Below are 12,612 nucleotides of genomic sequence, written 5' to 3'. Positions count from 1 at the left end.
GTTCTAATTAAATAAAATGGAATATAAGAAACAATGAAATTACAATAAGAGCAACTAATAATAAAACTATTAAAAAGCTTACTAATCATTTATCAGCTATTTCATATTTTGGTTTTTTAGCTTCAATTTCTTGCTCGTGATTTTTTCTTAAAGTTCAAACAAGATTTAATAAACCATAGTTTCTATCACTGTGATTATTTAAAATTTCTTTTTCTTCTTTAATAATTATGGTTTCCTTAGGATCACAACAAGTACCTTGGCAATTTTCTGGGTGTTTTTCTTCTTTAACTTCTTCTTTAGCTTCTGATTTAACTTCTTTGACTTCTATCACTTTGCAACATTGATTTTGGCAATTTGCTGGACAAGGTAATTGTTCTTTGATTTTATTGCTTTCAACTACTTTTTTAGCTTCAGTTGGAAGTGGTGATGTATAAACAACCATTTCTTCTTTAATTGGAGCAAGAGGTTCTTTTTTGCAACATGTTCCATTGCATGAAACAGGATGTTTTTCTTCTTTTACTTCTTCTTTAGCTTCTAATTTAACTTCTTTGATTTCAACCACTTTGCAACATTGATTTTGACAATTTGCTGGACAAGGTAATTGTTCTTTGATTTTATTGCTTTCAACTACTTCTTTAGCTTCAGTTGGAAGTGGTGATGTATAAACAACCATTTCTTCTTTAATTGGAGCAAGAGGTTCTTTTTTGCAACATGTTCCATTGCATGAAACAGGATGTTTTTCTTCTTTTACTTCTTCTTTAGCTTCTAATTTAACTTCTTTGACTTCTATCACTTTGCAACATTGATTTTGGCAACTTGCTGGACAAGGCAATTGTTCTTTGATTTTATCGCTTTCAACTACTTCTTTAGCTTCAGTTGGAAGTGGTGATGTATAAACAACCATTTCTTCTTTAATTGGAGCAAGAGGTTCTTTTTTGCAACATGTTCCATTGCATGAAACAGGATGTTTTTCTTCTTTTACTTCTTCTTTAATTACCACAACTTCTTTTTTAATTGATGGTTCTGTTTTTTTTACACAGCATGAACCTTGACAATTTTCTGGGTGTTTTTGTTCTTTAATAGGTTCTGTTTTTTTGAATGGTTTTGGTTTTGAAGAAGAGTTTTTTGCTTTTTTGAATCCTTTAACCCCTTCAACAACAAAAATATGTCCCTCTTGTCTAGCTTTAATTTTTTGTTTGTGATTTTGACCTAATTCTTGATCAATAATTTTGTCAAATTCATTATTTTTTTTCTTTAAATCACTCATATTATGAAATTCCTTTCATTGTATCGGTTTTACTTATTTTGCTAATTATATATTATTAGTTATATGTAATATTAAAATATTACCAATATTATTAAAAATTTAGAATAATTGTTAAAATTTTAATTAAATTAAAGATTTATATACTTAATCAAAAAAGGAAAAATAATTTAATGAAAAAAAGATTTAAACTTGTAACTTTACCAGTTTTAACATTTTTAACTTTATCGACTTTAAGTATTCAAGTTCAAAAAATTGATTATCATGATTCAAATAAAGCATTTTCAAATTCTCAGGAGACACAACTAAATTTATTTAGATGACAAAAAGATGTACATGACAATAAAAAACTTTGACAATTAAGCATTCCTGGTACACATGATTCTGGAATGTTTGATGGTAGTGGATTTGCGTATTTTTTTGGACAAAATTATGCTAAAACACAAAGTAAAAATTGACTTACTCAGTTAAAACAAGGAATTCGCTTTTTTGACCTGAGAATTGATAGAAGTTTAGATATTAGACATGGTTTAACATATTCAACCGAAAATTTAGAAAAAGCTTTTGATGCTTATGTTACTTTTTTAAAATCTAATCCAACTGAATTTATTATCTTAAGAATTAAAGATGAAGATGGTTCAATTACACATAGAGAAGAAAATTGAGAAAATAAATATTTGAATTTTCTTAGACAAGAAAAATATAAGAATTTTTTATTTCAAAATACTGAAAAAAACAATTGAATTAATCCAAGTGTTAAAGATTTAAGAGGCAAAATTTTTATTTTTAATCATTTACATCATTTAATTAGCACAAATTTCGAAAATGGATTGTTATACAATAATCCATCAAGAAATGTTTGACAAGATAATTATGATGGTTCTGAAAGTGACAAACTTAATGCTTTTATTAAGCATTTAAAGGGTTATGCTAAAATTAATCAAAATCAACCCTACATAGATTTACCTAACTATAGTTTTAATTATTTAAATCGTGCTAATGGTGAAAAAATTCAAGATACTGCAAGTAGTTTAAATTTGAAGCTTTTAGAACATTTAAACAATGAATCTGCAGACATTAATCAACTGGGTTTTGTTATTATGGATTTTCCTGGTGATTCTTTAGTTTTAAGAATTATCAAAAGCAATTATTTTATAAGTGAATATGACTTAAATAATAATCTTTTAGGAACATGAAATAATAAAGAAAAAATATCAATTAAGGAAATTTATAAAAATAAAATAATTTTCGATAATCTTGATTCTAATTTAGAAATTTTTGCTAATTTAACTATAAATAATGAGTTAATAGAAAATTTAAAAATAAAAAATAATGAATTAATTTTAAATAACTTTGACTTGAAATTAAATGATGAATTAAAAATTAATTTATATAGGTTAACACCTGAAAATATTTATTTTAACCGCAAAAAAATTGATGAACTTAATCTTTCTACAACTATTTTAAACTTAAATGATAATAAAAATGATTTATCAATAAATGAAGAATCTAATGAAAATAAATCAAATCAAGATAAAGATGAAGAAATAAATATTCAAGATCAAGAAATTGAAAAAAATAATGATTCGTCTAACAAAGATATTTCCCATGATTCCAAAAATAATCAAAGGTATTGGTGATTTGTTCTAATACCTATTGTCTTTTTTATTTTTTTATCTATCTTTTTGGCGAAAAAAATAAAAAAGACAAAAAAGAAAAATTAGTTATTTAATTTTTCATTGTTTCTATAATAAAATTAAAGAGACAGGGGTGCTATTATTTACATAATGGCTGAGATTATACCTATAGGCGGATCAAGGTAATGCTTGCGGCGCTTAAGTTATACAAAATAAAGAAATAAAAATATCCCCCTGTTAAATTTTGAGAGGATATTTTTTTATATTATTTATGACAAAAACTAAAAAAATGATTTTAAGCAGTTCACTTTTAACTATGACTGCTATTGCAACACCTTTAGTTGCTATTTCATGTACAACTAAAGAAACTGTTACTAAAATTACTGATTTAGACAACAAGCAAAGAGATTGGGATAGCGAAATTACGCTTGTAAATAGTTGATTCAATGATGGTTTTAGAGGTACTGAAGTTGAAACCAATTTTCTAAAAAAATTAGAAACAAAATTTAAAGAATTAAAAAATGCAGATGAAAAAACTAAAAATTTACCTGATGTTAAATTTAAAATTAACGTTGCAGATGATAAACAACAAACTCTTCAAAATCTTCAAAGTAGTAAGTTAGATACAGATGTGGCAGTTTTAAACTATTCAGCATTTATTGAACAAGTCGATACAGAAGCCGAATTAGCAAAATTTACACCTCAATTAGTTGCACAAACTGCAACTTTAAAATTCACTTGATCAGATAATGGAGATAGTATTTACAAAGATGGTGGTGAAAGTGATCCATTAAGATTAATTGCAGAAAGAGAAAATCAATTGCAATTTAACGCTCATGGCGAATTTCCAACATGAAGTACAAATGATCCACAATTACAATGAGATGGATCAAAATATGCAAAATTTTATTATGAACCAACCGCATCTAAAAATATAACTTATATGTATCATGGTGCTATTTTGATCTCTGGAAATGAAGAAAAAAGAAAACAAATTATTGCTGATTGAGAAGCAAAAGATTTAGATAAATTCTTGTCTCATGGTGTCATTAAAGGAAAAGACAGTAGCGGTGGAAAATATAGATATCAAGTTGCTTTACTAGCAAGACACTTTGATAAATCTATTGATGAAATTAAAACTAAATTAAATAATGAAACTTTAGTCACACAAGCTGGAGCTGGTGAACAAATTGGAAAAGTTAATAGTGGATTAACAACAAAACATATTGCTTTTGATGATGAAGGAGCATTTAACTGAACTGCTGGAGACTGAGCAAAAGGCTATTACCAACCTTCTGCATATATTGAAAGTGAAGGTAAAAAATATGATAGCAAAACTAACGATGTTGTAAGAGTTTTAACTGTGACTAATCCCGCACCATATGATGCAGTATTTGCAAGAGCTGGTCTAAGTCAAATTCAAATTAATTTAATTAGTCAAGCCTTAACTTCATTAAGCATTGAAGAAAATACATATGGCATTTACACAGGATATAACAAGTTTATGCCAACATCTTTAGAAAACTTTAAAAAATTTATTCAATTACAATTACTTGCTGAAAATAAAGAAGCATATTCTGAAAATTTAATTCCAGAAATTTAATTTTTAAATGAATTTTTTAGAACTTTCTAATCTCAAAATTAAATATCCTAAAAGTAAAGATGTAATTTTAGAGAATATCAATTTAACCTTTAAAAAAGGCGAAATGGTCGCAATCATTGGTCATTCAGGAGTTGGAAAAAGCACTTTATTTAAAACAATAGTTAAAAATTTAAAACCAATTCAAGGTGAAGTTAAATTTAATAATCAAAACATTTGAAATTTAAATAAAAAAAATTGAAAAAATATTATGAATCAATTAGGTTTTTTAACGCAAAAACCTAATTTGTTACTTACTGATGATGTTTATACAAACATAAAACGTTCAATAGTGCAATATAAAAATTACTTCTTTAAAATTTTGGGTTATTTAACTAAAGAACAAAAGATAAATATTTTTCAAACTTTAGATAGTTTGAACATTTTAGACAAGGCTTTTTATCGTATTAGTGAATTAAGTGGTGGTCAACAACAAAGAGTGGAAATTACCAAATTACTTATAAAAAAGGTAAATTTAATTTTGGCGGATGAACCAACAGCTAATTTAGATAATAAAAGTGCTAAAGAAGTATTAACTATTTTAAAAAATTTAAAAAATGAAAAGAAAATAACTATTTTAGTTAATATTCATGATTTATCTTTAATTAAAAATTATTTTGATCGTGTAATTGTAATTAAAAACAAAACCATTGCTCTCGATTCTACAATTGAAAATATAGATCAAAAAGATTTGGAGCAAATTATTAATGCTAAAAATTAAACAATTTTTACATAAAATCCTTTTTTATAGATATGAAGGTAAAAATAGTGCAACAACTTACAAATTAAGAAGTATTTATAAAAGACTTTTAATTTTTTTCTCTGTTGCAATTATTATTTATCTATTTGCCACTTTAGATTGATCACTACATAATAATGAATTTGGACAAAAAACTTTTATAAATAATTTAAAAAATCTTTTTCGCCCCATTAATCAAAGTACATATGGAGCAGATGAATTAAAGAATAATTTGTGACTTTATTCATTCAAATTACTCTTTGACACTCTTAAATATTCGATTGCCGGAACTTTTATTGGTTTTCTTTTAGCAACTTTGACAGCTTTAGGTACGAATAGACAATTCACTAATAAAATTTATAGTTTTTTTGCTCGTGGCATTATGCTATTTTTAAGAGCTATTCCTGAATTAATTTTTATCATGCTTTTTACTATGGTTTTTGAATCAGATAAGGCTTTATTACTTATATTTATGTGATTTTCATGACTTTGGTTGCATAAATATTACATTGAAATAGTTCAAAATATCGATCCCACTCCTTTTTATGTTTCTCTAAATCAAGGAAATAGTAAATTTCATGCTTTTCGAAAAGAAATTTTTCCACGAATAGTTAATCGTTATATTTCTTTGTTTTTATATTCAACAGAATCAAATATGCGTTGAGCATCAATTTTGGCAACTTTAGGTGCTGCGGGAATTGGAGTTTTAATTAATCATGGCGCAAGTGTTACTGCCAATTTTAATCAATTACTTATTCCCTTAATTGTCTTAAGTAGTGCGATTATTATCTTAGAAATTCTTAATTTAATTCTCAAAAAATATCTTTTTGAAAGTAAAAGTCAAAAAATAAACTTTGAAAAAATAAAGAAAAATGATTTGGCTTTGTATGAACAATTAGCTAAGAAAAAAAATTGAAAATTTATAATTAAAACAATTTTGCTTCTAACAATTTCACTCTTTTCAATTTATGTTTTTGTTGAAGCAGGAAATGCTTATAAAAATTTATTTCAGTTGCAAAATTTCTTTAAAGCCTGATTTAACCCTGATTGAAGTGTTTTTAATTTAACAAGTAGCGATATTACTTTGAATCCTTTTTTACAAATTTTGCAATCATTTAAATTTGCAATACTTTCTTTGACTTTAACAATTGTTACTACATTTATTTTGTTACCATTTTGTTCTATAAAAATTAATAATTTATATGCAGCAATTTTTACTAGAATTTTTAATTCCATTTTAAGAGTTATTCCTTCACTAGTTTACTTTTATATTTTTAATCCTATTTTTACTTCTCCTCTTTTTCTTTTAATTTTAATTTTAGGACTAAATGAAACTACTTCACTAGTGAAACAGTTATGAGAAGCAATTGACAATGTAGATGAAGAAATTTTAAAATCACTGAAATTGCAAGGTTATTCAAAATTTTATATTTATCGTCATTACATGTTACCGGCAATTAAAAATGATTATCTTTCTTTACTTCTTCTCTATTTTGAAATAGCATTTAGAAATTCAATTACTTATAGTGTTTTTTCATATAATGAATTGGTAATAGGAAGTAAAATACAAGAATATCTTAATCCCTTAGCATTTAGACCATATAAAGCAATGGCTTATATCTGAGTTGCAACTTGAACAATTTTCGCAATCAATGTTTTTAGTTCTTTTATTATTAATCACTACTTAAAAGGTAAAAAAGATGGTGATTTCATTCTACTTTATAGTTGAATTAGAAAACACATTAATTTATTAATACAAAAGAAAAAACAAAAAATGCAATTAGTGAAATAATTGCATTTTTTTATAAATATTTTAAGTATTTTTTAATGTTTTTTATATTCATTTTATTATCAGAAATTTTTGCATTAGGCCTTAAATAAAGCATTCAAATTAAACCATAAAAATTAACAATACACTTATATTGATAATACGTACGATAATCAATTTTATCAGTATATTTTTCAAGTAAATATTTTTCCTCATTAGACTTTAAAAAAGTTGCAGAAGAAAAATATGCTAAATCAAAATACGGATGATTAAATCCCATATATTCAAAATCGATAAATCACGCTTTATTATTTAAATCTAATAAAACATTTGCTTCATTCAAATCATTATGTGAAAGAACTTCGCTGGGAATGTTTTTAATAAAATTTAAAATTTTTTCTACATTTTTTTTACCGAAAAATATATCTATTTCTTTTCATTTGTTACTTTTATTTCCATAAAAAATTACTCTTTTATAAATGTTGCTTTGTTTAGTTTTTACTTTAACAGTATGAAGTTGTTTTAAGTTTTGCGCAACTTGTTTTAAAATACTTTTTCTGTGAAAATTAATTTCTTGTTTATCAATGAAATTTCTAATAATTATTTTTTTGTCTTCATAAAGATTTAAAGGTACAAAATTTAATTTATTTAACTTGTTTGTAGATATTTTAAAGTTAAATTTATTTTGATTTTTATACTGAATAAAGTAGTTGTTTAATTTAAAATTTCGATTAGATAATCCACCTTCTATTTCTTTTAAATTCATTTTTTGAAAATCAAAATGTGCATATTTTTTCTTATACCCATATTCTCTAAATTTTTGACTAACATAAGTAATTTTTTTAATTTCTGTATCAGTAATATTAAAAACTTCTTTGATAATTTCTCATGAAAAAGATGCATTTTCCACTAAAGTAATTAAATCAAAAGCAAAATGATTTTTTCTAACTCACTCAAAATCAATAAATTTAACTTGATTTTTTTCATTAATTAAAATATTTTTGGGACTTAAATCGCCATGAGTAGTTACTAAATTTTTACTCATTAATTCTTTTACAAAATTATCATACTTTTTGTTTATTGATCCATATGTATATCAATTAATTATTGGTAAATCTAAAATTGTTTTGCTTTGAAATTTTTTTAATTCTTTAAGAACTGCTAATTGAATTTTTTTAGTAACTTTAATCTCATTTAAAGTTTTTCCAACAAATCATTTTTTTAAAAATGAACCTTGATGATAAAAAATATAATCAGGATTATTTTTTAGAATTTTTTCTTCAACTAAATGATCTACAAAATCATTATTATTAATTCTTAATTGATAAAGTTCATTGTTCAATTCAATTAAGAATGTGGTGTTATGAAAACCATTATAAAAAAGCTCTTTTAGTAAAATATTTCCATCAAATTTTTGATTAATTTCCTGAAACTTGTCAATAATTTTTTTATCTAAGTTCAATGAATGAATATCTAGCATAATTAAATTATATAAGAACTTTTATTTTTTTACTTTTCCGCCTATAAAAATATTGAATAATAAAAAACTGCTTTTAGCAGTTTCTTTATTATTGTTTAATACCTATCAAAATTCCCCGGTTTTCGAAAACTTTATCACCTGATCCTCAAATTAAATCAACTAAATCAGGATAATCAATAAATGGATTTCTTAAACCATCAAATTTATCATATTGTTGTGCAATGGCATTGTTTCTATGAATTTCGATTAGATCTACACTATCTTGATGTGCTCATTTCATATATTCATTTAGATATCTTTGATTAAAATATGGAAAAGCACTTTCAAAAACTTGTGAACCTCCTTTACTTAGTGCATTGTGGTGAGTTGCTTGAAAGTAAAAATAAGCTCTTGCTACATCACCTTTAAAAAAGTCAATAGGTTCAGCATTGCCCCCCCCAACTTTAGTTCCATTTAAAGAAGTTCATTCAGGATTAGAAACTGTAAAATGAGGTAAATTTCCACGTCTATTGTTTACAATTTTATCTGTTGGTCAAATAAAATGTGGATCATTTCTTGTAGGATTTGCTTTATTAAATCATGATTGAGGCACAATATGTTCTCTGTTAAATGTTTCTGCTTCACCATCTTTTAAACGCATTCCAGTATTGTGACCACCTGTACCTTCATATTCATTAGGTAAAAAATTATATGGATCTTTTCCATTAGGATTTTCACTATAAATATCTAAAATAGTTCCATCATTTTCTAATTCTTTATCAATAAAAGCTATTTTATAAACTTTATACAAATCATTATATGAACGAATTTGATTTGTTTTACCTGCTTGTAATCTTTGAAGTGCTTTAAAAAGTTCTTCACCTCTTTTACCAACTAAGGAAGCATAATAATTGTTTGATGCATCATAAAGATATTTATCTAATGCTATTGAACCAGATTGATAGTTGGTATTACCGTTGGTTGGTGAAGTAGGCTCCACAGATGATGAATTTGATGAAGAAGATTTTGCATTTGATTTATCTAATAATAATTTTGCTTCATATTTAACATCATCAATTTGATGATTACCACTTCTATCATATTTAGCTAATTTAAAGGTTACTATAAAAATATTTGAATCTTGAATATCAACATCTAAAGTAGCGTTTAAATTTATTTTTTCATTTTTTTCATAAGTCGATTTATTCAAATTAACTAATTGTTTTGAACCTAAAAAACTTGGATCAATGTTATATAAAGCTGTTCTATTTCCAGTTTTTCAGTTAATAGCACCTTTGAATAAAACCAGTTGTTTATTATTACGATCATAAACAAAAGAATATGGTTTTCTAGTTTCAGTTGATGCTTTATTTGCTTCAACAGCCTCTTTAATTTGATCAATAACACTTGTATTAGTTAAAGTAAACTTTTCTGAAGCATCGCTAAAACCTTCGCTAGTAACTAATTTAGGTTTATCATTAGTCTCATCAACATTTTTAGGCTCCTCAGTATTTTTTGGTGTTTCTTTATTTTGCTGGGAATCTTTAGTTAATTTAAATTTAGCTTCATATTTGATTTCATCGATTTGGTGATTACCACTTCTATCATATGTTGCTAATTTAAAAGTAATAGTCAAAATACCATCTTTAATACTTAGGTCAACTGTTGAACTTAAATTGTTTCTTCCATTTTTTTGATAAGTTGGTTTATTTAAATTTACAATTTGCTTATTACCTAAAAATGAAGCATCTACATTGTATAGTGCTGTTTTTTCGCCATCTGTTCAATTAATTGGGCCTTTAAATACAACTATTTGTTTATTATTGCGATCATAAACAAAAGAATATGGTTTTCTTTTGCTTTCTGTTTTTGCATTTTCAGAAACTGCAGTTTCAATAGTTTGAATTACACTATCACTTGTTAAAGTTAGATAACTTGTTGCATTTTCAAATCCTTCACTTGTTGTTAATGCTGTAGTATCTTCCTTTTTATCTTCAACTGGTGTTAAGGGCTGAACAACAGGAGTTACAGGAACTACTGGTTCTGGAGTTGGCTTAGCTTCTTCTTGTTTTTGACAAGAAGCAGCTACCATGGTTAAAACTGATGTTAATGCAATTGGACCAAGAAACATCATTTTTTTACCAATTTTACTTTTTTTCACTTGATTTGTTTTCATGTATCTAATTGTAATATAGTATTTAATATATTCTTAGGATGTTAAAAAAGTTAAATAAAAAATGTGAAAATTTTCACATTTAAGCTACAGGACGCATTACTTCATATAAAGTGTCTGTAAATAAGTTAGTTTTATTGTTAATTGGATTATCACTATTTAAAATACTTTTGCTTTGATAAGTATCAATAATGTTTTTAATTTCTTCTACTGCTTGACCTTTTACTATGTCCATAATTTCATATTGTGCATACATTGAACGCATATCGGTGTTTGATGAGCCTACAAAAGCTATTTTATCGTCGATTAAGCCACATTTAGTGTGTAAGAAACCATCTTTATAAAGATACAATTTAAGGCCATATTTTTCAAGTTTTTGGAGCATATTTAAACTTGCTTTCCAGAAAACTTTTTTATCAGGATAACCTGGAAAATATACTTCAACTTCAATACCTGCAAAAAGTAGCATTTTGAGCATGTTAAATAATGAAGAAGGAATTGAAAAATATGGTGTGACAATACGAACAGATTTTTTAGCTAACGCAAACATTCCAAGTAAATTGTATTCTAAATGGCTCGTATCATAAACAGGTGATTCGTGAACTAAAAGTGATGAAGATAAAGCATATTTATCTAAATTTACTGTATTAAAGTTAAAAAAGTGTTGTGGATCATTAACAAGTGAAGTTTTTTTATCTGCTCAAAGTTTCCATGATCTTAAAAATAATAAAATATAAGCATTAATTTGTGGACCAATAAGCCTATAATTAAGATCAATTCAGTGCGCATATTTTTTTGAAAGACCTACATATTCATCACTTATATTGCAGCCACCTGCAAAAACTATTTCAGAGTCAATAACATAAAATTTTTGATGATTACGATAAAAATTTTGGCTATGGATAAAAGGATAAAATACCTTAGAGATAAAGACAATTTCTATATTGCCGTGATTTAACAATTTTTTTAAATGTTTTTGTTTATTAACTAAAGTACGACCAAAATCATCAATTAATCAATAAATTTTCACTCCTTGATTTGCTTTCTCTTTCAATATTTCAATAAGTTCATCTAAAATTTCCCCAGGTTTAATAATATAAGAAATAATAAAAATGTGTTTTTTGGCTTCTTTTAAATTTTCATAAAGCTCTGTAAAATAGTCGCCAGAGTGTTGATAAAACTTATAATTGGCATCTAGTGCTACACCACCATTTAAGTTTATCAAATGTTCAAATTGATCATTTGATAAACTTTTTGTTTGAAATAAATGTTGATAAGTTTTAAGTTGATAAGTAGGATCTTTAACTAATTTTTTTTCTCTTTTATTTTTATATTTACTACCAAAAGCAAAATAAGCTGCATGACCCACTAGTGGGAAAACAATAATGATCAAAAGTCAAGATAATTTTGACAATTCACTTCGTGTTTGATTAAAAATAATTAAAGTTACAATTGCATTAAGTCCATAGGTTAAAAAAACAAAGAAAATAAAGTAGCTCCGGTTCACTTTATAAGCGCCATAAAAAATTCCAATTAATACGGCAAAAAATAAAACGGCCTGAATGCCGTAGAAAAATAAATTAATTAATTTTTTCATTGATTATTTTTTAGGTTTTTTATTAGCAAATTTTAAAGTGTCTCTAACTCTACCATTTTCACCATGAATGTAAACAGTTCCAAATTTTTTTTCTGCTAATTCCCTTGCATAAGCAATTGCTTCTTTTTGTGTACTAAATAATTTAGTTGCACGATCATTACCTGCACCTTTAACCTGTCAATCTGAACTATCCTTTTTAGGTGTTACGTGGTAGTTTTTAACTTCTTTCTTTTCTTCTTTAACTTCACTTGTCTTAACTGTTGCCATAAATGCCTTTCTTTTATTTTACTTATTCTTGCATAATAAATATTTGCAATAAATAAAATTATAAAATAA

Annotated in this window: 9 protein-coding genes; 4 read left to right on the top strand and 5 right to left on the bottom strand. The window is 25.5% G+C overall.

Translation table 4 applies throughout. The annotated features are described in order from the left end of the window. Window positions 1-7: 7 nt before the first annotated feature. Window positions 8-1,267, bottom strand: coding sequence for a hypothetical protein (locus EXC37_RS01575; protein ID WP_129693833.1), 1,260 nt, complete (start codon window positions 1,265-1,267; stop codon window positions 8-10). A gap of 170 nt (window positions 1,268-1,437) precedes the next feature. On the opposite strand from EXC37_RS01575, the gene EXC37_RS01570 reads away from it, so the two are divergent. The 4 genes from EXC37_RS01570 (at window position 1,438) to EXC37_RS01555 (ending at window position 7,071) form a co-directional block, all read left to right on the top strand. Next, entirely contained in the window at window positions 1,438-2,988 is a 1,551-nt protein-coding gene (locus EXC37_RS01570; RefSeq protein ID WP_029892145.1) for a phosphatidylinositol-specific phospholipase C domain-containing protein, read from the top strand. A gap of 184 nt (window positions 2,989-3,172) precedes the next feature. Then, a complete protein-coding gene (gene cypl, locus EXC37_RS01565; protein ID WP_029892144.1) occupies window positions 3,173-4,504 on the top strand; it encodes an ABC transporter thiamine pyrophosphate-binding lipoprotein p37/Cypl in 1,332 nt (443 codons plus the stop codon). A gap of 7 nt (window positions 4,505-4,511) precedes the next feature. Continuing rightward, the gene (locus EXC37_RS01560) at window positions 4,512-5,261 is read left to right on the top strand and encodes a phosphonate ABC transporter ATP-binding protein (protein WP_006608361.1); all 750 of its coding nucleotides are present in this window, start codon (window positions 4,512-4,514) and stop codon (window positions 5,259-5,261) included. Then, window positions 5,248-7,071 (top strand): PhnE/PtxC family ABC transporter permease, encoded by a 1,824-nt coding sequence (locus EXC37_RS01555; protein ID WP_051660730.1) that lies wholly within the window; start codon window positions 5,248-5,250, stop codon window positions 7,069-7,071. The genes EXC37_RS01560 and EXC37_RS01555 overlap by 14 nt, the downstream gene beginning before the upstream one ends. Window positions 7,072-7,081: 10 nt before the next feature. On the opposite strand, the gene EXC37_RS01550 is transcribed toward EXC37_RS01555, so the two are convergent. From EXC37_RS01550 to EXC37_RS01535, 4 genes are all read right to left on the bottom strand, one after another. Continuing rightward, window positions 7,082-8,527 (bottom strand): phosphotransferase, encoded by a 1,446-nt coding sequence (locus EXC37_RS01550; RefSeq protein WP_029892142.1) that lies wholly within the window; start codon window positions 8,525-8,527, stop codon window positions 7,082-7,084. Between the two features lie 88 nt (window positions 8,528-8,615). Further along, window positions 8,616-10,682, bottom strand: a complete 2,067-nt coding sequence (locus EXC37_RS01545; RefSeq protein ID WP_051660729.1) for an endonuclease — start codon at window positions 10,680-10,682, stop codon at window positions 8,616-8,618. A gap of 79 nt (window positions 10,683-10,761) precedes the next feature. Continuing rightward, window positions 10,762-12,276 carry a phospholipase D-like domain-containing protein gene (locus EXC37_RS01540; RefSeq protein WP_051660728.1) on the bottom strand — a complete coding sequence of 505 codons (1,515 nt, stop codon included), beginning with the start codon at window positions 12,274-12,276 and terminating at the stop codon, window positions 10,762-10,764. Between the two features lie 3 nt (window positions 12,277-12,279). Beyond that, a complete protein-coding gene (locus EXC37_RS01535) occupies window positions 12,280-12,543 on the bottom strand; it encodes a DUF2188 domain-containing protein (protein ID WP_029892139.1) in 264 nt (87 codons plus the stop codon). Window positions 12,544-12,612 lie beyond the last annotated feature (69 nt).

This window comes from Mycoplasmopsis columbina (assembly GCF_900660685.1).
Taxonomy (GTDB): Bacteria; Bacillota_I; Bacilli_A; order Mycoplasmatales; family Metamycoplasmataceae; genus Mycoplasmopsis; species Mycoplasmopsis columbina.
Note: the sequence above shows the minus strand (reverse complement) of the source record. Positions and strands in the feature narration are given on the sequence as shown.